At 62.5% G+C, this 22275-nt stretch carries 21 protein-coding genes and 1 tRNA gene; 5 read left to right on the top strand and 17 right to left on the bottom strand.

Translation table 11 applies throughout. The annotated features are described in order from the left end of the window. Window positions 1-157: 157 nt before the first annotated feature. The 9 genes from ASD76_RS11280 to ASD76_RS18765 form a co-directional block, all read right to left on the bottom strand. On the bottom strand, window positions 158-526 hold the full coding sequence (locus ASD76_RS11280; RefSeq protein ID WP_156457689.1) for a hypothetical protein: 369 nt from the start codon (window positions 524-526) through the stop codon (window positions 158-160). Window positions 527-630: 104 nt separating this feature from the next. Further along, the gene (locus tag ASD76_RS11285; protein ID WP_055924177.1) at window positions 631-1329 is read right to left on the bottom strand and encodes a glutamine amidotransferase; all 699 of its coding nucleotides are present in this window, start codon (window positions 1327-1329) and stop codon (window positions 631-633) included. Window positions 1330-1538: 209 nt separating this feature from the next. Continuing rightward, entirely contained in the window at window positions 1539-2561 is a 1023-nt protein-coding gene (locus ASD76_RS11290) for a hypothetical protein (RefSeq protein WP_055923172.1), read from the bottom strand. Window positions 2562-2600: 39 nt separating this feature from the next. Beyond that, complete coding sequence (locus ASD76_RS11295) at window positions 2601-3296, bottom strand: response regulator (protein WP_055923173.1); 696 nt, start codon at window positions 3294-3296, stop codon at window positions 2601-2603. A 9-nt stretch (window positions 3297-3305) separates the two neighbouring features. After that, complete coding sequence (gene kdpC, locus ASD76_RS11300) at window positions 3306-3890, bottom strand: potassium-transporting ATPase subunit KdpC (protein ID WP_055923174.1); 585 nt, start codon at window positions 3888-3890, stop codon at window positions 3306-3308. A gap of 11 nt (window positions 3891-3901) precedes the next feature. After that, window positions 3902-5929: a potassium-transporting ATPase subunit KdpB gene (kdpB, locus tag ASD76_RS11305; protein WP_055923175.1), complete on the bottom strand. Its 2028-nt coding sequence runs from the start codon at window positions 5927-5929 to the stop codon at window positions 3902-3904. Between the two features lie 9 nt (window positions 5930-5938). Continuing rightward, window positions 5939-7639, bottom strand: coding sequence for a potassium-transporting ATPase subunit KdpA (kdpA, locus tag ASD76_RS11310; protein ID WP_055923176.1), 1701 nt, complete (start codon window positions 7637-7639; stop codon window positions 5939-5941). An 11-nt stretch (window positions 7640-7650) separates the two neighbouring features. Continuing rightward, entirely contained in the window at window positions 7651-7740 is a 90-nt protein-coding gene (locus ASD76_RS11315) for a potassium-transporting ATPase subunit F (RefSeq protein WP_055923177.1), read from the bottom strand. 2 nt (window positions 7741-7742) lie between these two features. Beyond that, window positions 7743-7874 (bottom strand): hypothetical protein, encoded by a 132-nt coding sequence (locus ASD76_RS18765; RefSeq protein ID WP_268760328.1) that lies wholly within the window; start codon window positions 7872-7874, stop codon window positions 7743-7745. Window positions 7875-7990: 116 nt separating this feature from the next. On the opposite strand from ASD76_RS18765, the gene ASD76_RS11320 reads away from it, so the two are divergent. Continuing rightward, the gene (locus tag ASD76_RS11320) at window positions 7991-10648 is read left to right on the top strand and encodes a sensor histidine kinase (protein WP_055923178.1); all 2658 of its coding nucleotides are present in this window, start codon (window positions 7991-7993) and stop codon (window positions 10646-10648) included. Window positions 10649-10664: 16 nt separating this feature from the next. On the opposite strand, the gene ASD76_RS11325 is transcribed toward ASD76_RS11320, so the two are convergent. The 3 genes from ASD76_RS11325 to ASD76_RS11330 form a co-directional block, all read right to left on the bottom strand. After that, a tRNA-Gly gene (locus ASD76_RS11325) sits at window positions 10665-10738 on the bottom strand. Window positions 10739-11102: 364 nt separating this feature from the next. After that, window positions 11103-11420, bottom strand: a complete 318-nt coding sequence (locus ASD76_RS17990; RefSeq protein ID WP_082553798.1) for a 2Fe-2S iron-sulfur cluster-binding protein — start codon at window positions 11418-11420, stop codon at window positions 11103-11105. A gap of 90 nt (window positions 11421-11510) precedes the next feature. Continuing rightward, window positions 11511-11735, bottom strand: coding sequence for a CDGSH iron-sulfur domain-containing protein (locus tag ASD76_RS11330; RefSeq protein WP_055923179.1), 225 nt, complete (start codon window positions 11733-11735; stop codon window positions 11511-11513). 274 nt (window positions 11736-12009) lie between these two features. On the opposite strand from ASD76_RS11330, the gene ASD76_RS18305 reads away from it, so the two are divergent. Continuing rightward, window positions 12010-12183 carry a hypothetical protein gene (locus tag ASD76_RS18305; protein ID WP_156457690.1) on the top strand — a complete coding sequence of 58 codons (174 nt, stop codon included), beginning with the start codon at window positions 12010-12012 and terminating at the stop codon, window positions 12181-12183. 114 nt (window positions 12184-12297) lie between these two features. On the opposite strand, the gene ASD76_RS11335 is transcribed toward ASD76_RS18305, so the two are convergent. Both ASD76_RS11335 and ASD76_RS11340 read right to left on the bottom strand, forming a co-directional pair. Further along, complete coding sequence (locus ASD76_RS11335; RefSeq protein ID WP_055923180.1) at window positions 12298-13209, bottom strand: sterol desaturase family protein; 912 nt, start codon at window positions 13207-13209, stop codon at window positions 12298-12300. Between the two features lie 87 nt (window positions 13210-13296). Next, window positions 13297-14235 carry a LysR family transcriptional regulator gene (locus ASD76_RS11340; protein ID WP_055923181.1) on the bottom strand — a complete coding sequence of 313 codons (939 nt, stop codon included), beginning with the start codon at window positions 14233-14235 and terminating at the stop codon, window positions 13297-13299. Between the two features lie 343 nt (window positions 14236-14578). Here ASD76_RS11340 and ASD76_RS11345 point away from each other — a divergent pair, with 343 nt between their 5' ends. The 3 genes from ASD76_RS11345 to ASD76_RS11355 all read left to right on the top strand — a co-directional run bounded on the left by ASD76_RS11345 (window position 14579) and on the right by ASD76_RS11355 (window position 17207). After that, on the top strand, window positions 14579-14938 hold the full coding sequence (locus tag ASD76_RS11345) for a hypothetical protein (protein WP_235506691.1): 360 nt from the start codon (window positions 14579-14581) through the stop codon (window positions 14936-14938). A 187-nt stretch (window positions 14939-15125) separates the two neighbouring features. After that, entirely contained in the window at window positions 15126-15458 is a 333-nt protein-coding gene (locus ASD76_RS11350; RefSeq protein ID WP_055923183.1) for a UrcA family protein, read from the top strand. A gap of 183 nt (window positions 15459-15641) precedes the next feature. Next, window positions 15642-17207 carry a tetratricopeptide repeat-containing sulfotransferase family protein gene (locus ASD76_RS11355; protein WP_055923184.1) on the top strand — a complete coding sequence of 522 codons (1566 nt, stop codon included), beginning with the start codon at window positions 15642-15644 and terminating at the stop codon, window positions 17205-17207. A gap of 70 nt (window positions 17208-17277) precedes the next feature. Here ASD76_RS11355 and ASD76_RS11360 read toward each other — a convergent pair whose 3' ends face one another. The 3 genes from ASD76_RS11360 to ASD76_RS11370 all read right to left on the bottom strand — a co-directional run bounded on the left by ASD76_RS11360 (window position 17278) and on the right by ASD76_RS11370 (window position 22267). Then, window positions 17278-19668 carry a TonB-dependent receptor gene (locus ASD76_RS11360; RefSeq protein WP_235506694.1) on the bottom strand — a complete coding sequence of 797 codons (2391 nt, stop codon included), beginning with the start codon at window positions 19666-19668 and terminating at the stop codon, window positions 17278-17280. 627 nt (window positions 19669-20295) lie between these two features. Continuing rightward, window positions 20296-21225, bottom strand: a complete 930-nt coding sequence (locus tag ASD76_RS11365; protein ID WP_055924183.1) for a hypothetical protein — start codon at window positions 21223-21225, stop codon at window positions 20296-20298. 31 nt (window positions 21226-21256) lie between these two features. Then, window positions 21257-22267, bottom strand: coding sequence for an MBL fold metallo-hydrolase (locus tag ASD76_RS11370; protein WP_055923185.1), 1011 nt, complete (start codon window positions 22265-22267; stop codon window positions 21257-21259). Between the last annotated feature and the right edge of the window lie 8 nt (window positions 22268-22275).

Here is a 22275-nt window from a genome sequence, read left to right on the forward strand (position 1 = left end):
GAATTGAAAAGGCCAATCGACGCAGCATCCCGTCAACTTACCTGCCGTCCGCTTCTCGGCAAGCCTGAGACAGCCGTAAACGTCCGTAATGGGTCGCTAACCGAACGTCCGCAATCCGCTGCGAAGGGTGGAAAGCGGACGTTACCGAAGCCGTCAATTACGGGACATAAACTGCGTCGACGGTCACCACGAGATCGTGGTCTATCTCATATAACTTTGCGTGAAGTGTGAGGTCGCTAACGGGCTCGGAAATTGTGGTGAGGTCAACAAGCGCCTGCCAATAGCCGTCCATCCAGCGATAGACAGACCGGTTCCACGTCTCTTCGTTCAGGGGCGCGATCGCGTCGCCGTAGGTCGAGATGCTATCGGCTATCCACTCCGCCGTATCAGGATCGAGCGGTCTCACACCGGAAATTGAATGGTCGCGAAGCTGGAAGTCTCCCGCAACGAAAGCGTCGGCTATCTGCCGAAAAGTTGAGCGCAACGGCTCGGGCACCGGGTGTTCGGCATCATCCTTATGCAACATCAGCAAACCCCTCCGCTGCTGACGTAAACACCGCTGCGTCAATGTCCGCAATGGGTCGTTTGCTGACGGTCCGCTTCGTCACCGATATCGCCAGCACCAACCAATCAATGCAACGTCGTCAGCCACTCCGCGATCATCGACTGCCCGGCTTCAACCGCCCGCGGCCCATGCCGGTCGTGATCGTCGCGCAGCCGTTCAACGGTCGTGCCGCTGGCGGCGATGTCTTCCGGCCAGCTCGAGGTCCAGGCGTGGAACCGTTCGTCCCTCCCCATCTCGGCATGGAACTGCAGGCCCAGCGTGTTGCTCCCGCGACGGAAGGCCTGGTGGCGGTATAGCGGACTGGAGGCGAGCAGTTCGGCGCCTTCGGGCAGCTCGAAGGAATCGCTGTGCCAATGCAGTAGCGGAACTCCGTCTAGATGGCGCAGCGGCGCCGCTGCGGGCGCCTTGGCGATCTGCAACTCATGAAAGCCCACTTCGCTCACCGGCCCGCGATAGACCTTGGCGCCAAGCGCCGCGGCGATCATCTGCGCGCCGAAGCAGACGCCTAGCGTCGGCCGATCAAGCTCGAGCCGCAGCGCGAGGCGCCGCAGCTGGCAGCGGATCCAGGGATAGCGGTCGTCCTCGTAGACCCCCATCGGCCCGCCCATCATGATCAACAGGTCGGGTTCGCGCAGGTCGAGCGTCGAGAAAGCGGGATCGGCGACGTCGATCCGGTCGAGGTGATAACCCGCGGCCTCGATCGGTTCCCGGTAACCGGCAATCCCCTCATACGGCACGTGTCGAATGATCAGCCCGGTCTTCAACTTCGTCTGCTCCAAAACGTCATTTGCCCGCTCCCGTCACCCGCTGCTGGCAGAGCAGCGGTGGCGTTCCTGAAGCCCAGGATGCTGGGAGCAAGGTGAGGACGGAATCAGCTGCCTCACATTCTCAAGTTATTTAATTGAGAATGTGAGGTCAACGCGTTTGGAGGATAGACTTCCTATCATTGGGACAAGTCGGCCCGCTACGCGGTTCAGGAGCGCGCCTTGGCCTCTTCCTCGCCCACGGTGGCCTCGATAGCTGCTGCCGCGCCCCAGGAAAGGGCATGCAGGATGAGCTGCAATGCGCCTTGCGCGGCCATCAGCGCGGCGACCTCGACCGAGGCGTCCTCCGTCAGGCTGACGGCGAGCGCGGCGAACAGGATCTCCTTGTTGGGGATCGGCATGCGCATAATGACCATGCGCAGGGCACCGAGCAGGAACCAGTTCTGGAAGCTGATCCCGGGCAATGCGACGGCCCAGCTTCCGACCAGCAGCGCCTGGACCGCCAGCACCCTGAACAGGTGCCAGCGGACGGCAAACATGTTCTCCTTGACCGGGAGACTCATGACTTTGCCCCTGAACGCCAGGATCCCGATGTTGAGCAGGATCATCAGGACAAAGCTCCACGTCAGGACGCGCAGGGTCCGCGGATCGAGGGCCGCACTCAGGACCGATGCACCATCCATGGTCAGCGTGATCAGCAACAGGACCAGCGTGGCGAAGTTGCCGGCGAGGCCCGAGGTGATGGCCATGTCCTTCACGGCGGCAAACGGGTTCTCCGCCGGATCGATACCCGGACCATCGCCTCGACCGAAGATCTTTTGCTTGGGTCCGTTGGGATCGAACTGGATCCCCATCCGGCGCGCGGCCCAGACGAGCAGGTAGGTGTGGCCCGAGTAGCTGAACAGCGCGTCGTTCATTACCCGCATCCGCAGGAACACTCCGACCGCACCCCAGCCGAACTTCCACCAGTGGCGATAGATGAACCACTCCATCAGCGGCTGCAGGAGATAGGAACCGACGAACAGCAGCCAGAACAGCAACGACGCCGGGACGACTGCCACGACCTCGTGCCAGCCCACTTGCGCGATCGCCCTGGCGAGCAACAGCAAGATGAGGATTGAAAGCAGGGCGTTGAAGCCCTTGCGGATCCGCGAGGCCAGGGGAGATTCCGCCCAGGCCTGCGCCCGCCCGGCGACATCGATCAGGCGGTCGAAGAGCCGGCTGTCAGTCACTTGCGCAAGTTAACGCAGGTTATCCATCCCACCAAACGCTTATGGTCGCGCGGTGCGAAGCCGATAGCCCACGCCTAGTTCGTTGACGATCAGGCCAGGCCGCGCGGGATCCGCCTCCAGCTTCTGCCGCAGGTTGCGAACCACGATCCGAAGGTAATCGACGCGCGCCTCGTGAGCGGGGCCCCAAACCGCGCGTAGCAGCTGGGCGTGGCCGATAACGCGATCGGGATGTTTGGCCAGTTCCGCCAACACCTCGAATTCCTTGCGCGAAAGGTGGACCTCTTCATCCCCGCGACGAACCCGGCGGTGGCCGAGGTCGATTTCCACGTCGCCGATGAGAACCCGCTCGCGCTCGGCATGGCCTGAAAGTCTATGGCGCAGCGCGGTGCGGATGCGGGCGAGGAGCTCTTCGGTGTCGAACGGCTTGGTCAGGTAGTCATCCGCGCCGAGATCGAGCGCGGTCACCTTCTCTGCGACGTCCTCTCGCGCCGACACGACCATCAGCGTCGCGTCGGAGCGGGACTTGATCAGCGGGATCATCTCCAAGCCATCGCGGTCGGGAAGCCCGAGGTCGAGTAGCACCGTGTCAGGCTTGTAGATGTCGAGCAGCGACAGCCCCTCGCGCGCGGTGGCTGCCTCGGCGACCTCGTGCCCGGCTCGCTGGAGGGCCGCCTGAAGGAGGCGGCGGACGTGAGCGTCGTCCTCCACGATGAGTATCCTGGTCGCCAATGGCATGGTCTGCGTTTAGGGACGCGCGGCCAATCGGTCGAGATCGCGGTTGAGCGCCAGGACATTAACCCGCGGTTCGCCCAGGAAGCCGAGCGCTGGCCCCTCGACGTGCCGCTGCACCAGGTTGCGCAGGTCATCGACCCCGACCCCACGCGCTTCCGCCACTCTGGATACCTGGAAAAGGGCGGCTTCGGGGCTGATGTGGGGGTCAAGCCCCGAAGCCGAGGTGGTCACCAGATCAGGTGGGACATTAGACTCTGGCGATTGGGGAAGAGTGGCGAGATCGCCCTTCACCCGGTCGACCAGCGCTTGGCTGGTCGGGCCGAGGTTAGAGCCTGCCGAGGCTGTCGCATCGTATCCGTCGCTTCCCGCGGCCGACGGGCGGCCGTGGAAGTAGCGGTCGCTAGCGAAGCCTTGGCCCAGGAGCTCCGAGCCGATCACGCGGCCGTTCTCACGGATGAGGCTGCCGTTGGCCTGGTGCGGGAAGATCACTTGCCCGATCCCAGTGATGAGGGCTGGGTAGAGCAGTCCCAGCAGGGCGGCGAACAGCAACGTCAGCACGAGGGCGGGACGCAGGGCGGTCTTGAAGTCGGTGAGCATGGGGTCTGTCCTCAGGCGAGCTGGAAGCTGGAAACGGCGAGGTCGATGAGCTTGATGCCGACGAACGGCGCGATCAGGCCGCCCAGGCCGTAGACCGCGAGGTTACGGGCAAGCAGCGGTCCCGCGCCCATTGGCTTGTAAGTCACCCCCTTGAGCGCCAGCGGTACCAGCGCGGGAATGATCAGGGCGTTGAAGATGATCGCGGAGAGGATCGCACTCTCCGGGCTGGAGAGGCCCATGACGTTGAGCACGCCAAGGCCCGGGTAGAGCACGATGAACATCGCCGGGATGATCGCGAAATACTTGGCGACGTCGTTCGCGACCGAGAACGTGGTCAAAGCGCCGCGTGTCATCAGCAGCTGCTTGCCGAGGCCGACGATCTCGATGAGCTTGGTCGGATCGCTGTCGAGGTCTACCATGTTGCCGGCCTCGCGCGCCGCCTGGGTGCCAGTGTTCATTGCTACGCCGACATCCGACTGAGCGAGCGCGGGGGCGTCGTTGGTGCCATCGCCGCACATTGCCACCAGCCGTCCGCCGGCCTGCTCCTTGCGGATCAGTTCCAGCTTATCCTCCGGCGTTGCCTCGGCGAGGAAGTCGTCCACTCCCGCCTCGGCAGCGATGGCAGCGGCAGTCAGCGGATTGTCGCCGGTGATCATCACCGTGCGGATGCCCATGCGGCGGAGTTCGGCGAAACGCTCGCGGACCCCGGCCTTGACCACGTCCTTGAGCGCAATCGCACCAAGCAGCTTGCCATCACGGCTCACCGCGAGCGGGGTAGCGCCGGAGCGGGCAATCTCATCGGTGATCTTGCGCAACTCGTTCGCGGCAGGTGTGTCGGCAAGGGCCGGCTCGGCCTTGAGGATGGAGTCGACCGCCCCCTTACGAATGACAACGCCGGCAACCTCGACGCCCGACACGCGCGTCTGGGCCGTGAAAGGGATGACCTTGGCATCGGAGGGAAGTTCACGAGTGGGCACCGCGTATTTCTCACGCGCCAAGACCTCGATGGAACGTCCTTCGGGCGTCTCGTCGGACAGACTGGCGAGCAGAGCCGAACTGGCGAGGCTGTCAGCCTCGATGCCGGTCAGGGGCCGAAACGCACTCGCCTGGCGATCACCGATGGTGATGGTGCCGGTCTTGTCCAGCAACAGCACGTCGATGTCGCCAGCTGCTTCGACCGCGCGGCCCGACTTGGCGAGGACGTTGAAGCGCACCAGCCGGTCCATGCCCGCGATGCCGATCGCCGAAAGGAGGGCAGCAATCGTCGTCGGGATGAGCGTGATCAGCAGCGCCGCAAGGATCGCCACCGGCACGCCGCCCCCCGCGTAGCTCGCGAACCCAGGAATGGTCGCAACCGCGATCAGGAAGATGATGGTCAAGCCGACCAGGAGGATGGTGAGCGCAATCTCGTTCGGGGTCTTTTGCCGCTCGGCACCCTCGACGAGCGCGATCATCCGGTCGAGGAAGCCCTGGCCGGGCTCCTGCGTGATCCGCACCTTGATCCGGTCCGAAATGACCCGCGTGCCGGCAGTAACCGCCGAACGGTCGCCCCCCGCCTCGCGGATCACTGGCGCGCTTTCGCCAGTGATCGCGGCCTCGTTGACCGAGGCGACACCTTCGATGACCTCGCCGTCGGCCGGGATCAGATCGCCGGTCTCGACCAGGACGACCTCGCCCTTCTCCAGCTGCGAGGCCGCGACCATCTCGTAGAGATCGTCCGTGCCCAGCAGCAGCTTGGCCTTCAGTTCGGACTTGGTCGCCCGCAGGGACGCAGCCTGCGCCCTCCCCCGACCTTCGGCGAGCGCCTCGGCGAAAGTCCCGAACAGCACCGTCAGCCAGAGCCAGACGATCAGCTGTACCTGGAACCCGACCGCGAGACGCTCCCCGCCGATCAGCAGCAGGACCGTCAGCAGGGTCGCCACGACCGCAGTCGTGAACAGCACGGGATTGCGCACCAACTGGCGCGGATTGAGCTTCTTGAAGGCGTCGCCGATCGCGGGAAGGATCAGGTCGGCCGTAAATACGCTAGGTTTGGTCATGGGCGTCACTCAGAAGAGCTGGCCGCGGACCATCGCGATGTGATCGGCGATGGGTCCGAGCGCAAGGCTGGGAAGGAAGGTCAGGCCGCCGACGATCAGGATGATCCCGACTAGCAGCCCGACCCACAGCGGGCCGGTGGTGGGGAAGGACCCCGCGGTCTCCGGCGTGTACTTCTTGGCGGCGAGGCTGCCGGCAACGGCGAGGATCGGCACGATCATGAAGAACCGCCCCAACCACATCGCGAGACCCAGCAGGCCGTTGTAGTACGGCGTGGCCGCGGTCAGTCCGGCAAAGGCCGAGCCATTGTTCCCGGTCGCCGAGGTGAAGGCGTAGAGTATCTCCGTAAAGCCGTGCGGCCCCTTGTTGAGCGGTCCGGCCAGCCCCTGCGGCAAGACCGACGAGAGCGCGGTCAGGCCGAGGATCGAGAGCGGCAGGATTGCTATCGCCAGGACGGCCAGCTTGACCTCGCGGCTTTCGATCTTCTTGCCGACGTATTCGGGCGTGCGGCCGACCATCAGCCCGGCGACGAACACCGCCAGGATCGCGAACACCAGGAAGCCGTAGATACCCGCGCCGACACCGCCGATCACGACTTCGCCGAGCTGCATGTTGAACAACGGGATCATCCCGCCGAGCGCCGTGAAGCTGTCGTGCATGGCGTTGACCGCGCCGCACGAGGCGGCAGTGGTGACCACGGAGAACAGCGCGCTCGCGGCGATGCCGAAGCGGACCTCCTTGCCCTCCATATTGCCCCCGGCGAGGCCGAGCGCGTGGAGGTTCGGGTTGCCCGCGGCTTCCTGCCAGTAAGTCACGCCCGCACCTGCGAGGAACAGGAGCATCATCGCGGCGAGGATGGCCCAACCCTGGCGGGTGTTTCCCATGGCCTTGCCGAAGCACCAGGTCATCCCCGAGCCGATCGCGAAGATCGACAGCATCTGCACCAGGTTGGTCAGCGCTGTCGGGTTCTCGAATGGATGAGCCGAGTTGGCATTGAAGAAGCCGCCGCCGTTGGTGCCGAGCATCTTGATCGCCTCTTGCGAGGCGACCGGCCCGAGCACGATCGATTGCTTGGCGCCTTCAAGCGTGGTCGCATCGACAAGGCTGGCAAAGGCCTGCGGCACGCCGCTGAAGACCAGGAACAGCGCGTAGATTACGCAGATCGGGAGCAGCAGGTAGAGCGTGACGCGGGTGAGGTCGGCCCAGAAGTTGCCGATCCCGCTCGCCTGTCGCCGCGCGAAGCCGCGGAACAGCGCGAAGGCGATCGCAATGCCAGTCGCCGCCGAGAGGAAGTTGTGGATCGTGAGCCCGAGCATCTGGCTCAGGATCGACAGCGTCTCGCCCGAATAGCTCTGCCAATTGGTGTTGGCGGTGAAGCTGATCGCCGTGTTGAAAGCCAGGTCGGGGCTCTGCCCGGCCAGTTCACGCGGGTTGAGCGGCAGCACCGCTTGCAACCGCAGGATCGCGTAAGTGAACAGCAGCGTCGCGACCTGGAACAGCAGCATGTGCACCGCGTAACGGCGCCAGCTCTGCTCAGCTGTCGGGTCAATGCCCGCGAGTTTGTAGAAGCCCCGCTCGACCGGGCCGAGCACGGCATGAAGCGGCGTCCGCCGTCCCTCGTAAAGTGCGTGGAGCCACAGCCCGATCGGCTTGGCCAGCGCTACCGTGAGCGCGGCGAAGATGAGGATCAGCGCCCATCCCTCGAATGTCATGATCAGTGCCTTCAGAATTTCTCGGGCCGCACCAGCACGGCAACGAGGTAGAGGAGGAGGCCAAGGGCGGTGAGGCCGGCGAGCGCGAGGTGGGTCGTCATGATCACGCCACGTCGCACAAGCGGACGTAGGCCAGCGTGGCCGCGAACAGCCCGCCGAGCACGGCGAGCCAGAGCAGATCCTGCATTGGAGGAACCTTCGTTCTGCGCCGCGCGATCGTGGCGGCGCAGCTCAACTAGGCGCTCAGGGCATTAAGGTTCGACAGCGAAAGTTGAGCGCCAGCATTAAGACGGCATTAGTTTTCGGCTCACCGAGTTGGCATTCTGGGCTGCCGGTCGTAATTGAGCGACGATGCCGCCAAGCGACAACCGCCCCTCGCCCGAAGCCCTGCTACGCGCCGCCCGGCGCGAGGAGCGCGGCCGACTGAAGATCTTCCTCGGCGCCGCCCCTGGCGTCGGCAAGACCTTCGAGATGCTGCGCGAAGGCGCCGAGCGCCTGAGAGACGGCGACGACGTGGTGGTGGCGGTGGTCGAAACCCATGGCCGTGCCGAGACCAAGGCGCTCCTCGAACCGCTCGAAGTCCTCCCTCGCACCAAGATCGGATATCGGGGCCACGCGCTGGAGGAGATGGACCTCGACTCAGTCCTCGCCCGGCAGCCCGAACTCGCACTCGTGGACGAGTTCGCTCACACCAACGTCGAGGGCAGTCGGCATCCCAAGCGCTGGCAAGACGTCATGGAACTGCTCGACGCCGGGATCGACGTCTACACGACACTCAACGTCCAGCACGTCGAAAGCCTCAACGACGTTGTCGCCAGCTTCACCAAAGTGCGCGTGCGCGAGACGGTGCCGGACAGCGTGTTCGACGGCGCAGAAATCGAAGTCGTCGACCTTCCCCCGGACGAGCTGATCGAGCGCCTCAAGGACGGGAAAGTCTACATCCCCGACGAGGCGAGCCGGGCGCTCGGCCATTTCTTCTCCAAGCCCAATCTCTCGGCCCTGCGTGAGATGGCGCTGCGCCGCGCGGCGCTGAGCGTCGACCGCGCCTTGCTCGACGATCTCGACGCGGGTGCGGTGGTCGGCTCCTACGCCGGCGGAGAGCGGGTGCTGGTGGCGGTTAGCGAGCTGCCCGGCTCAGACATCATCGTCCGCGCGGCGAAGCGCCTGGCCGATGCGCTCCGTGCCCCCTGGCAGGCGGTCTACATCGAGACACCAAGAGCCCAATCCTTCAGCGAAGACCAGAAGCACGCCGTCGCCGACGCCTTGCGCCTGGCCGCAAACCTCGGCGCGACCATCGCCACCGTGCCTGCCGAAAGCGTGATCGAGGGACTTACCAGTCAGGTCCAGGATACCCGCGCCACTCAACTCGTGCTGGGAAAGTCCGTCAGGAGCTGGTGGTTCGAAGTTCGTCACGGCTCAGTCGTCAACGCCATGCTGCGCACTGGCGATGGTCTGGCGGTGCATGTCATTCCCGCAAACTCCGACACGCCAGCCAGCCGCAAGTCCCCCGGTGTGCCGGGCCGCTGGGGCAAGTCCTCCGACTACTTGGCCATCGCTGGGCTCATCGCAGCCACGACAGCACTCGGCAAGCTCGTCGAGCCCTTGATCGGAATGGGCGGGGTGGACTTGATCTATCTCCTACCCGTGATCCTGGCTTCGGGCCGGTTCGGGCTTCGGCCGGGACTTGTTGCCGGCGTCGCCTCGGCGCTCGCTTATAACTTCTTCTTCCTGCCGCCGATCTACACGTTCACCATCGCCGCGCCGCAGAGCTTGCTGACAATGTTCGTCCTGATCGCGGTGGGCGCTTTTACGGCGAACCTTGCCGGGCGGCTCAAGACCCGCGCGACACTAGGCGCCCGCAGCGCGCAGGAGAACGCCGCGGTGGCGGCCTTTGGGCAGATGCTCGCCCGCACCTCCGACTGGAAATCGACCAGCGAGCTAGTCTGCAACGAGATCGCACGGCTGCTCCAGCTCAATGTGGTCGTGCTCAATGCCGCCGATGGCAAGCTCCACACCATCGCATCGTCTTCGGATTTCGGCGAACTCAGCCCGGTCGATATGGCCGCAGCCGACTGGACCTGGGCCCGGGGCGAGGCCGCGGGTGCCGGCACGGGAACGCTCAACGCCGCGGACTGGCAATTCCAACCGCTGAAGACGGCTCTCGGCGTGCTTGCCGTAGTCGGCCTCTCAAGGGAAGACGGCCAAGACCCCGTATCGGCCGACCGGGTCCTGCTGCTTCAGACCCTGCTCGGCCAGGCGGCGCTGGCGCATGAACGTCTCAAGCTTGAGGCCGAGGTCCGGGAGGTCACCGTGCTCAAGGAGCGGGACCGCCTGCGCGCCGCTCTGCTGTCTTCGATCGGGCACGACTTGCGCACGCCGCTGACATCGGTCTCGGGCGCGATCGAGGCCATCGCAGTCGAACATCCCAACGCGAGCACTCTCCCCGTCGCGCGGATGGAGTTGGCGAGACTCCGTCGCTTTCTCGACAACCTACTCGATATGGTGCGTATCGATGCTGGCGCGCTGGCCATGAATCCAGAACCGATCGACCTCGTCGACGCCATCGGCAGTGCGGTACACGACCTCAAGGATCTGTTCCGCGGTCGGCATATCGATCTGAAGGTGCCGGCGAACCTTCCGTTCGTGAACGCCGACCCGACCCTGCTCCACCACATCCTGATCAATCTGCTCGCCAATGCCGCGCAACATGGCGGAGAGCACGGCGTGATCACAATCGAAGGCAAGCGCTCACCTGATGCGGTGCTGCTCTCAATCCGGGACCAAGGACCAGGACTACCGCCGGGTAGAGAACAGCGAATTTTCGAAACCTTTGCCCAAGGTCAAGGCAGCGACCGCCATGGCGGCAGCGGTCTCGGGCTCGCAATCGTCAAGGGCTTCGCCGAAGCGATGGGCATCGCTGCATCGGCCCGCAATCACGAGGACGGTGGCGCGATCTTCACCTTGAGCTTTCCAAGCCCGGTCGGCAGCCCGAACGAACTGGAAACCTAAGTGATTGATATCGAATTGGAGCGGGTGAAGGGAATCGAACCCTCGTCGTAAGCTTGGGAAGCTTCTGCTCTGCCATTGAGCTACACCCGCAAACCGTTACAAAATAACGAGATATTCGGAACGGCCGGTGAGGTTTTTACCGCGCTTTTTACACACGCCCCTCAATTTCTGGGCAATTGCCACAACCACCGTACGACGGTCAACACAGGTCCGGCGGATCCCGGCGTCCCGTTGCGATAACCAACCCATCACCTCTACAATCTCGACGTCGGTGAATGGCACCGAGATCAGAACACGCGCCGATCATTCGACGCCAGTCGATGTTCTACAAGCAGTCCAGCAACTTACGTGCTGCACAGATCCTGCGAGCTTTCGAAGCCGTGCAGGCACAGGGCAATCGCCGCTTGCGCGCCGACGTGACCAGTGCCGACAATGATGATGACGATTTGGGGCGTTACTCCTCGGGCGCGATGCTCACAGATAGACCGTCATGTTCGTCCGAAAGGGGAATTTGACAGGACAAACGTGAAATCGGTGCGCGATGATCGGAACTGTCGAGTAGGTCGTTTTCGTCCTCGCTCATCGGTGGCAAGCGATCAGCAAAAGCCGGGTCAACGTAAACATGGCAGGTGGCGCAGGAACAACATCCTCCGCAAAGCGCCAGAAGCTCATCGAGTCCAGATTCGCGGATAGCTTCCATCAGGCTCAGGCCACGTTGGAAAGGCACACGGTGCTCATGCCCATCCCGGGATATTACGATAACCTCAGACACAACTCGCAACTCCTCGAATTTTCCGGATAATGGTCAGCGCGCAGTATTGTCGGGGAGGATGACAGCGGCCCGGCGCTGGCGCGGGATGCGTCACACTTCGGAAGCCACGGCTTCCTCAGCAGCCTGGAAGCCGATCTTCGTGTGCTGTCCGTCGCAGAATGGCTTCGTCGTGGATGCACCGCAGCGGCAAAGGAAGACGCGCTTTTTCCCTTCCAGGTCGTAAAGCTTGCCCGTGCCGTCTCGGAGCTCGAGGAGACTCAAGTCACCGCTGACAACGTATGGGCCGTTTGGTTTCGCAACAATTTCAACCGACATTTGCTTCTCCGTCGTTCTGTTCGTCAAATCTTGGGGGGAACGCGATCTCGCGCGAGACCGCTTCTGGGCTCTACCGTCTTCAGCGAAAGTGCGGGACGGGCGAGGGTATGAGCGAAAGCCGGTCCCTTACGTCTCGGCGGCGCCGACGCCGCTCGGGATGGGCAGTGAGTGCCAAGCATCGCTCATAGTATTCGTCTATGCCTTTCATCATGCATTTGTACCTGCCGTGACATGGCGCTGCCGAGCAGCATGAGGACTCTCAGGGGAACTCGGCATGCAAACTTCTAGAAGCTCCAACCGCAAACTTACGCAGTGGCTGGCCGTGACTCTCGCCAACGCGCTGCAGTTGGTGCTCGAAGGCATCTCATCACGAGCGCAAGCGATCACCGGCAGCCCGCCGAGCGAAGGACTCGCCATTCAACGCTCCTCGGACCAATCAAAAAAGTAGCAGCCAAGTTCGACTATCGGGACAATGCGGGGAGCATGGTCCGCGCGTTGGTGATGACTTGGAATGTTCTGCGGCCTTCGAACGGGAGGTCGCACTTTGGCGAGGCTGTCATCTTCATGCTGCCGTCGCCTCGTCGCCTCCCCCGGATAGCCGCTTGTCGCGCCTAGCTTTGTAGGCATCGATCATCGGCTGAAACGGGAACATCGTCTGCTCCCATATCGACAGCCGCTTGCGGTCGTCTTGACCGACGATCACGCTTTCGCCCTCGCGATAGGTACCGAAGATGCGATCGAGCAGGATCAGCGAGTTGCCGAAATTGCAGCGAGTGGATTCATAGTCGGTCGAATGATGCAGGCTGTGGTGCCGGATGGTCGTGAAGAAGAAAGAGTACCACTTGGGCGGATCGGAGCGCACGTTGGCGTGGGCGAAGACGGAGATGACTCCCATGGTGTTGATCGCGGCAAAGATCGCAGTCACCTCCAGATCGAACAGCGCGACCACGCTGAGACTGATCAGGAACAGCTCGACCGGATTGCCCACGGCCCCCTTTGCCGCGTTCAACTGAGTGATATGGTGATGCGGTGCGTGGGTCAGCCAGAACGGCGTCCAGTTGTGCATCAACCGGTGCATCCAGTACTGGCCGAATTCGATGAGGAAGATCACCAGCGCGACCTGGGCTAGCCACGGCAATTGCTTGGCCCACTCCGTGGTGATGCCGAGTGAGGCCTTGGCCGCTTTCAACGGATCCTCAGCCAACAGTTCGGTGAACCACGAGATCACCGTTGCGCTGAGCACAACGTAGAACAGGTCCGTGAAGAACTCCTGGCGGTTCATGCGCCAGCCGGAATGACGCTCGTGGACGAACTCGAGCAGCAACACGACAATAACGATAAGCGGGGACACCACGGTGAGAGTCCAGGGATTCTCAAGCAAGCTCTTCGGGGCAAAAGCCCAAAAGGCGAGAACCATGGCGATCATCGCGGGCGGGATATGGTTGAATATCCGGTCTTTAATAGTGATTTGCATGCCCCTGCTCCGCTCAATGCGGTCACAGTGCGCTGCGTTGCGTCATAAAAGCAGAGGCAAAGTTCTGATGAAAGGCATAGATTAGGCCTATGCCTTTTGCTGAGCGCGAATACGTCGAATTACCTCGTCCCAAAACAGCTGGGTCGCCGTGTCCCTGGCCGGCTCTGAACGGGCCAGGAGGAAGATGTCGTAGGATGGTTCAAAGTCGGCATGAAGCAAGGGCCAAAGCCGGCCCTTGGCTACCTCGTTTTCGGCAGCAAGGATTGGAAGAAAGCCGATCCCGACCCCCTGCACGATTAGCCTCCGCGCTTCGTTGATGTCCTCGGCCAATCCGCTGACGTTGGTGCCCAGCCGATAACGTCGACGCAAGTGAGTGATCAGCTCGATCTCGTCCTCCCCCGTAAGCACGAAGCCCTCGTCTTTGAGTTCGAGCAGTCGGCTAACGCGATGGCCAAAATGGGGGCTGCTCCGCGAGCAATAGAGCTGCTGTCGCTCCACCAGCATCGGCTCGTACATCAGGCTTCCGCGGACGCTGCTGTCGTAGCCTACGCCGATCTCCACTTCGCCTCGCTCAAGCGCATCGAGCACTTGGCGCCAAGGCGAAACCCGTATCTCGATATGAATGGCCGGATGGCGCCGGTGAAAGCTGGCGATAGCTTCGTCCAGCTCGGGAGAGACGAGGCCCGACACGATCTGGATGCGGACAATGCCTTCGACCCGTTTCGTTGCCTGCGCGATCTGGTGAGGCATCAATCGCGCCGATTCCAGCATGTCCTCGCACAGCGCCAAGATGGCTTTGCCCGCCGCCGTGACCTCGACACCGGTTGCAGTGCGGTACAGCAGCGTGGTTCCGACGTGCTCCTCAAACCGCTTCAGGGCCGCGCTGATGCTGGGTTGCTGGCGATTGAGTTGCCGCGCGGCGGCACCGATCCCCCCCGCGCGCACGATATCGACGAAGGTACGCATGAGGTTCCAGTCCACCCGACTTGCGAACTTCTTGTCGGTCATCGGCGGCTCGTCGCTCATGCTTGTTCCCTGGTCGATTGAATGGACGGGGCTTAGGCATAGATGAAATCAATGGGAACTCCAAAGCGGGCTTTTCACCCTCTATGCCCAGTCTTGACCCCTTGAGTAATTTCGATAGTCTCGGCCCCAGAGCAGAAACGTCACAGGGAGAGGTCTGAAAGCATCGCGCCGATAGTCGGCGCGCTGTCGGAGGATCTTCATGGACGGTATCACGGCCTTCAGTGCAGTTCGCTTGGATAGCTCTTCAAACAGTCACGAACCCCGACGCAAGGTCGCACCGCCAGGCACGCAGGGGTATCCCGGCTTCCTCGAGAGACTTCGCTTTCACGGTCGCTTGCTAGCCTTGGCGGCGGGGATCGTTGCCGGAAGCGTCGCTTCACCAGCACTCGCCGCGCGAGAGCCGAGTGCGAAGCTGGTCCGCTGCGGCGAGCAAAGCTGCCTGCGGGTTTCAGGGCATCGCGACAATCCGGCCTCGATCGTGCGGATCAACGGCTATGCCGTGCCCGCCGAAGGTGACAGCAAATGGACGGTCCATCTGCCAGTCGATGTGGTGCGCGAATGGTCGGCCCCAAATGCCCGAACGATCGATGTCTCGATTGGCAGCCCCGAATTGCAGCAAGAGTCTATCGCCAGTGTCGCCCTGCCGATCGGCCTGCTGGCGGATGGGACCGTTCTCGCCTCGCTGGTGATCAACGTGCACTAGTCCTCGAACATCGGTAATATACTTTGTATGTTCAGTAATAAGGCCATTAATATACTTTATATAAGTAGTAATATTAAATACTTCGCCAACAAATTTTGGCCTTTTCAAGTCTTGTCAGAGCCTGTTCCCGGGCCTATGGCACCTGCAGACCGCCGAAGTGCGGTGAATATTTATGCAGGAGACGATAATGAAGAAAGGCCTTCTGGTGCTGGGCGCATGCGCCTTGGCGACTTCGATGTCCGCCGCCGCCACCGACAATCCGTTCGCCAGGGACGAGGCCGTACTGCGCCTTGACGGGCTCGACCTCTCGACCGCCCAAGGGCAGCAGCGCCTCGCCATTCGCATGGACCAGGCGGCACGCGCCGTTTGCGGCGATCGCTTGGCCAGCGTGCATCTCAACATGGACGCACGCGCGCGCGAATGCCGGACGGCTGTGCTCGCGGACATTCGGACCGAGATCGAAGCCCGGACAGCTGTCGCCGCTCGCGCGGGACAGACACAGCTCGCTTCCGCCCGCTAAGACTTACGGCCACCTGCAACTCGTTGCACTCTTTGCGCGAGAAGGCAGGTGGCCGACAGCCGCCCGCGATCTTGCGTTTGCCAAGGCAAGTGGCGCTCCATATGATGGGCCTATGGATATTGTCGCAACGGAAGACCTGACGACAAATCCATTCCTGGGCGTATCTTCCTTCACCGCCAATCGATGAGCTTGGAAGCGCAAGCGAGGGCGGCGCTCAGGCGTGGTGACCTGCCGGCCGCCGCAGTCGCTGCACAAGCGCTTGTCTCGTCGGCTCCAGATCAATCGGCGGGTTTCTTCCTGTTGGGCATCGTGGCCGCAGAAGCGGGGCAGATCGCCAAGGCGGTCCCTCTCATCGAGGCTGCCTTGGAGCGCGGACCGAAGGCGGAGCACCTGGCGCAACTGGCCAAGCTGCTCATCCTGCTCCGGCGCGATGGCGAAGCTGCGGATGCAGTGGACAAGGCAATCGCGCTGACACCGGACGACCCCCTGACGCTCGACACCCTTGGGTGCGTCTTGGCCCGACTGGGACGCCACGAGGAATCGATCGCACGGTTCTCTGCCGCCGTCACGAGCGAACCGGGCAACCTGGAGTATCGCTACAACTTGGCGGCAGCCAACGGCTTCACCGGCCGGGTGGACGAAGCCCGCACGCACTATGAGACAATCCTGGCGAAGGACCCGGGCAATGCTCGCGCGCATTATGCGCTCGCCATTCTCTCCCGCCAGACTTCCCAGGCCAATCACGTTCCCCGACTGCAAGCCGCAGTGACTGCGGCGGACAAGCCAGAAGATGCGTTGCGCCTTCGCTATGCCCTGGCCAAGGAACTGGAGGATCTTGGGGATCCCGGCGCTTTCGAACAACTCTGGACTGCCAATGTCGCGCACAAGCGCACGATCGGCTACAGCTTCGCGCTGGACGCCGCGATTTTCGACGCGATCGAAACGCTGTTCGCCGGCGACAGGAACGCTCTTGCCGCCGTACCGGGCAACCCGGACCCGGCGCCGATCTTCGTGGTCGGCATGCCGCGAACCGGCACCACATTGGTCGACCGTATCCTCTCGTCGCACCGCGATGTCGGTTCGGCAGGGGAGCTCCAGGCCATGCCCCTGGCGGTCAAGCAGCTCGCGGGCACCCAGTCGCGCGCGGTGATCGATCCCGCCACGATCGCGGCGAGCGGAACCCTTGATCCGGCCGCCATTGGCGATGCCTATCTCGCGCGCGCCGCCCATCATCGGCCCGCGGGCACCTCGCGGTTTACCGACAAGCTACCAGCGAACTTCCTCTATATCGGCCACATCGCGCGCGCGTTGCCCAATGCCCGGATCGTCTGCCTGCGCCGCAATCCGATGGATACGGTGTGGAGCAACTACAAGAACCTCTTCGCCAGCCAGTCCGCCTATTACGCCTATTCCTACGACCTGATGGATACGGCTTGCTATTACGCGCGCTTCGACGCGCTGATGCGGTTATGGGAGCGTCTGTTTCCTGGGCGGGTGCTGCAGTTGTCGTACGAAGCTCTGGTGGCCGACCAGCAGGGCCAAACTCGAGAGTTGCTCGAGCATTGCGGTCTCGATTGGGATGAGACTTGCCTGTCATTCCACGAAAATGGCGCTGCAGTAGCGACGCCCAGCGCGGCGCAAGTTCGGCGCCCCCTTAACGCCGATGCCATAGGGAAATGGCGCACGCATGAAGCGGCCTTGCGCCCAGTCGCGAACTGGCTCGAGGCCCAGGGATTTACGATAGACTAGCGCTCTTGGTTGGGCGCTAGGGAAGCGGGGCGGCCACCGTTACCGGCAAGCGCCCCGCTCCCTCTGCAGGTTAGAACTTGTAGCGACCCTCAAGGCCAAACGTACGCGGACTAATCACTGTCTGTCGGTAGAAGCGCACGGCGACACCGTCATTGACGCCAATCCGCGACCGATCGTTGTCGACGGTCGAGATCGCATATTTGTCGAAGATGTTATTCACGAACAGCGAGAAGCTGTAGTCGTCAGTGTCATAGGTCAATGACGCGCGGTTCAGGACATAGCCGGGCAGCTTGTCGCCATAGGCCCGATCCCAGCCCAAACGCGTCACGACGCTTCCACGATAGGTTGCGGTCCAGTTGGCGCTCACATCCCCGGCCCACATCGACGTTGTGTAGGTAACGCCGAGGCTTCCCGAATTCTTCGCCGAACCCGGCAAGCGATCGCCGGCCAAGGCATCGAGCTGGACGAAACGGTTCGAGTAGTCGCCCGGTGTCTCACGAATGGTGAGAATGCCCGCCACGTCTTCGGTCAGATAGGCATCCGTGTACGAATAGGTGCCTTGAATCTCCAGCTCGGGGATTGGACTTAGCTGGAACGACGTCTCGAAGCCCTTCGACCTGGCTGCGCTGCCGTTCACTGTGATCCCGGCTGCACCGTTAACGGTGGCGGAGGCGACCTGAATCCCCTGCCAATCGATCTTGAAGATGTTGAAGTTGAAGCTCAGCATGTCGTCGAACAGCTGCGTGCGGATGCCGAGTTCGATGTTCTTCGTCGTGTCGGGGCCAAACTGGAGTTCGTCCGGCAGGGCGCAGATGTTCTGCCCAGGGGGCAGCGGGTTCTGGCAAGGTGCGACCGTGTTCGGGCCGCCGATGCGATAGCCCTTGCTGTAGGTCGCATAGACCATGATATCCCGGTTGAAGTTGTAGGAAGTGTTGAACTTCCACACCCACCCGTCTTGCGTGTCCTTGCCGCCGTTTACCGGCAGGTCGTAAGGACTGAGCGGCTGGCCAAGCAACGGCAGCGTGGCAGCGCCCGCGATCTCCGAGGTATACTTGAAATAGCGCGCACCTGCCGTGAACTGCCACTCGGGAGTGATCTGATAGGAGCCCTCGCCGAAGATCGCCTTCTCGGTCACTTTCGAGGTCGTGTAGGAGACGTATTCGAGTTCGTCAGGGTTGGGCGAGGTCCCGAACTCGACCCACGGGTGGTTAGGCACATGCTCGGCATAGTCGCGCTGCAGCTTCTGCTCGTTGTAGAAACCGCCGAGCACCCAGCGGAACGGACCGCCGTGACGAGACACAAAACGGACTTCCTGGTTGACCTGCTCCCGCTCCGCTTCGCTCTCGTTCCAGCCCGAGAAGGCCGGGAAGAGTTCGTAGTCGTAATCGAGGTCGAGCAGGAGATCAGTGACGTCGCCCCGCGCCTGGGTGCGGACATTGGTGTAGGCCGTAGTCGAGACGAGATCGACGATGTCGGCGATGTTTGCGTTGATTTCCATCGAGGCAAGGTGCGCGCGGCGCGACACCGGCTCGATGTAGCGGGCTCCATATTCGTACTTGCCAGTTCCGAGCACGCCGGCACTGTTGGACTGAGTGCCGTCGGTATTGGTTTTCTGGAACGCGTAAGTGAAGATGGCTTTGAGGTCTTCGGTGGTCTGAATCAGCAACTGGTTACGCGTGGTGAAGGTCCGCTCGAAGTTGAGATCCTCCTGCCGATAAAGGTTCGCGGCATATCCGGCATCGGAGATGCTGTCGGGTCCGTCGGGCTGCGGCAAGGACACTCCCGGGTTCTGCAGGAGTAGCGTGTAGTCAATGAAGCCAGGATCAAAGTAGTAACCGGTGGCCGAACGAAAGGCGATGTGATCGGTGACGATCGGGAGGTTGATGACACCATCAACCTGGTATCCCAGGCTGTCGGAGTGATCCTTGGCATGGACGCGGGCGTGAGCTTCCCCCTCGATGTTGGTTACATCTGGCCGCTCAGGGATGTAGCGGATCGCGCCGGCAAGTGTGCCTAGGCCGTAAAGCGTGCCCTGCGGTCCGAGGAGCGTTTCGACACGTTCGAGGTCGAGCAGCTTGAAGTCGAAATAGAGCGGTACCTCACCGAGATAGACGCCCAGGGCAGTGTCGGAATCGGAGCCGAAGGAGTCGGTGTCCGACGCGCGCAAGCCGCGCAGGACGATCGTACCGGTCGAACGCGGGCCCGTATCGGCAATGGTCATGCCCGGGGTGAAAGCCGCCAGATCGCGCACGTCGTCGATCCGTTGTTGGTTGATGGCCTCGGCACTCATCGCCGAGATATTGATCGGCGTGTCCATGATCGTGGTGGCGCGGCGCGTGCCGGTGACGATGATCGCGTCGCCATAATCGGCGGCGGTGACGGCGGGCAACTCCGTGCTCGGTTCCGCACTATTGGCATCCTGGGCCAACGCCGGCGTTGCCAATGCCGCGCCGGTGAACATGGTCGCTGAGAGGAGCCCCCGCCTTAGTTTCGCGCAATATGTCATGTGTAACCCCCATCTTCTTTTTGGGCAGAGCTTCCCCGCGCCCTGACTCACGCCAGAACCGGTTTAGCCTTTGATTTGAGGATCTTGCGCTGCCGCCGTCGCCGTTTTTCGGTTTATCGGCTGGCCCGCTTGCTGCTCGACTTATTCATTCCGTCGAGGTTTGCGATCCCGTGCTCCTCCTGATGTCCGATTAAGTCAGCTTGGCGCGGGCGCCGGGCTGCCGCACCTTGCCTGGATGCCGTCGATAGAAGCGATGCTGGCGGGCGGCTGGTCCATTAGAATCTCCATATCAAGCCGGCTAACCGGCCTAATGTTGCAGATCCTCTCCCCGAGCCTTGAGGCCGCTCTTCAGGCGACATGGACACGGTATAGATATTACCTAATGCGTCAAGCGTATTAATTATGAGCGATTTTTTCTGGGCCTCAGGAATTTAAAACACTGAACTTCCGATATTTTCCTAAAAACTTGTATCACCTGAAATCGTCCGATTTTTCTCGGATCGGATCGGTCAGGGTGACGCTCCTGCAACAGCTTCAGCGCACCCTTCCCGTTGATTCGTACCCGGACCAACCCCAGCCCGTTCAATCCCCGCTCTTTGGACTCCCGGTCCACCATGACAGGGTCTGGTGATCATGCGCCGTGGTCCAAATGCCGGAGGGCGTATAACGCAGCGCGCCACTGCCGGCTGGCTTGCCCGCGCGGGCGAGGATTTCCATCGATTGCGGATCGATCACGGCAAAAGTCTGATCCTCGGTCGTGCGCAGCCACACTGCTCCGCCCCCAACGTCGATGTCGCCATACATCAAGGTTTTCCCGACCTTGGTGCGGCCGGACACTTCAAGCTTGGCGGGATCGATCTTCGCGACGGTGCCGTCACCTTGCTCTTGTACCCACACCGCCCCTTCGCCCGCGGCGAGGAAGCCGGGCTGTGCGCCGAGCGCGACCCTGCCCGCCACCGCATTTGTCATTGGATCGACTTTCTGGAGCGATCGCGCATCGCTGCTGACGGCCCAGAGCGCGTCGAGCCCGAAGGCCAGAAAGAAGGTGCCAGGATCAACGGCGACCGTAGCGATCACGGTGTTGGAGGCCGGGTCCACCCGGGCGATCTTGCCCGCCGCGTCGCTGGGCACCCAGATCGAACCAGCGCCGACCACGACGTTGGTCTCGCCCTTGGGATTGGCGATCCCGGTCGGGATGATCGCCTGCACCGCAGCCGTCTTCACGTCGATCCGGTAGAGATTGCCGTCCTTGCAATTGGCCACCCACAGCGAACCGAACGCCACCGACATGGCGCCGCAGGGCCTCGGCACAGCTGTGGACGCCACTTTGCCTTCGGTCGACCACTGTTCGACCCGTCCGTCATTGGTAGTCCACACCGTGGTTCCGTCGATCGCCAGGAAGTCGGCGAAGCCCGGCACATTGAATTCCTGTTCGGTCAGCTCCGAAGCGTGACCAGGGGCCGAAAGGCCGAGTGCGGCCGAAGCCAGTGCCAGACCAACCGATTTCTTCATGCGCATGCTCCTGTCCTGGACCCTTCGCGGCTCAGCTGTAACGATAGGGATTGGTGTCGATTGTCGTCGTGCCCCGCGTCTGGTTGCAGAGGAAAACCGTGCCGGTGAAATAGATGCCGGGCTCGGTGATCGTCTTGGCGTACTCGAACGCCTCCCGCAGCTGTTGCACCGTCATCTCGACCGGCGCCTCGTCCGGCTGCCAGGTCAAGCCATAGGCATAGTCCTCGCCGGCGTTGCTGATCTCCACGTGGCAGCCCATCACATGCGTCACCGCGTGGGTGTCGCAGAAGTCGATCAGGCGCTTCATGCTGTCGAACCATGGTTCCCAGAAGCTGATGTAGCAGCGGCCCCGGTAGAACATGTCGCCGGTGTAGAGGATCTGGGTGTAGCTATCGTAGTAGGCGAATTCCGACACGACGTGACCGGGCGAACCCCAGATCAAGATCTCGCGCCCGCCGAGATCGAGCGTCACGCGTTCCTCGGGAAAATTGGTCATCCCCCAAAAGCCGACCATCTCGTCATGGGTCAGGCCCATGTACCGGGTGTTCGGGCGGTCGGCGAACTGGTTGACCGCGGCATAGTGGTCCGCGTGCAGGTGGCTGAAGGCTACCAGCAATTCGAGGCTGGCGGGATCGCGGCCGTTGCGGCGGCACCATTCGTCGATGCACTGATCCACGACACCGCGCAGGTCCCAATCGCTGCGAAGCTGCACGAAGCCCTCGTCGAGCAACAACACCCGGTCGTTGCCGAAATAGAGCGGGGCGAAGGGCGCCTCGTAGCTATAGGCCTTGTTCTGCCGCAGGATTGCCGTGTGCGGATTGTACCAATGGACCTGCACCGGCGGATCGATGTTGTCCATGCAGGAGGGCGAGCCGCAAATCCACTTCTTGGGAAAGCTGCCCACGGCGGGGAGGTTACTCTTGAAGTCGATCGGCATCCCGCCAGTGGCGGCCGATGTAGCGCTGGCAAACGAAGCAAGTCCTGCGCCGGACAGCGGCACGGCCACCGCGGCGTTATAGGCGAGGAATGTGCGGCGATCCATGGAAGCTC

It is taken from the genome of Altererythrobacter sp. Root672, assembly GCF_001427865.1.
In the GTDB taxonomy this organism is placed as follows: domain Bacteria; phylum Pseudomonadota; class Alphaproteobacteria; order Sphingomonadales; family Sphingomonadaceae; genus Croceibacterium_A.

Excerpts from the sequence above, each read along its gene's own strand:
- ASD76_RS11295 (WP_055923173.1), bottom strand. The coding sequence starts at position 3,296 with ATGCCATTGGCGACCAGGATACTCATCGTGGAGGACGACGCTCACGTC.
- ASD76_RS11360 (WP_235506694.1), bottom strand. The coding sequence starts at position 19,668 with ATGTTCACCGGCGCGGCATTGGCAACGCCGGCGTTGGCCCAGGATGCC.
- ASD76_RS18305 (WP_156457690.1), top strand. The coding sequence starts at position 12,010 with ATGCAAACTTCTAGAAGCTCCAACCGCAAACTTACGCAGTGGCTGGCC.
- kdpC (WP_055923174.1), bottom strand. The coding sequence starts at position 3,890 with ATGCTCACCGACTTCAAGACCGCCCTGCGTCCCGCCCTCGTGCTGACG.
- kdpB (WP_055923175.1), bottom strand. The coding sequence starts at position 5,929 with ATGACCAAACCTAGCGTATTTACGGCCGACCTGATCCTTCCCGCGATC.
- ASD76_RS11315 (WP_055923177.1), bottom strand. The coding sequence starts at position 7,740 with ATGACGACCCACCTCGCGCTCGCCGGCCTCACCGCCCTTGGCCTCCTC.
- ASD76_RS11340 (WP_055923181.1), bottom strand. The coding sequence starts at position 14,235 with ATGAGCGACGAGCCGCCGATGACCGACAAGAAGTTCGCAAGTCGGGTG.
- ASD76_RS11365 (WP_055924183.1), bottom strand. The coding sequence starts at position 21,225 with ATGAAGAAATCGGTTGGTCTGGCACTGGCTTCGGCCGCACTCGGCCTT.
- ASD76_RS11320 (WP_055923178.1), top strand. The coding sequence starts at position 7,991 with ATGCCGCCAAGCGACAACCGCCCCTCGCCCGAAGCCCTGCTACGCGCC.
- ASD76_RS11335 (WP_055923180.1), bottom strand. The coding sequence starts at position 13,209 with ATGCAAATCACTATTAAAGACCGGATATTCAACCATATCCCGCCCGCG.
- ASD76_RS11280 (WP_156457689.1), bottom strand. The coding sequence starts at position 526 with ATGTTGCATAAGGATGATGCCGAACACCCGGTGCCCGAGCCGTTGCGC.
- ASD76_RS11350 (WP_055923183.1), top strand. The coding sequence starts at position 15,126 with ATGAAGAAAGGCCTTCTGGTGCTGGGCGCATGCGCCTTGGCGACTTCG.
- ASD76_RS11330 (WP_055923179.1), bottom strand. The coding sequence starts at position 11,735 with ATGTCGGTTGAAATTGTTGCGAAACCAAACGGCCCATACGTTGTCAGC.
- ASD76_RS11370 (WP_055923185.1), bottom strand. The coding sequence starts at position 22,267 with ATGGATCGCCGCACATTCCTCGCCTATAACGCCGCGGTGGCCGTGCCG.
- kdpA (WP_055923176.1), bottom strand. The coding sequence starts at position 7,639 with ATGACATTCGAGGGATGGGCGCTGATCCTCATCTTCGCCGCGCTCACG.
- ASD76_RS11355 (WP_055923184.1), top strand. The coding sequence starts at position 15,642 with ATGAGCTTGGAAGCGCAAGCGAGGGCGGCGCTCAGGCGTGGTGACCTG.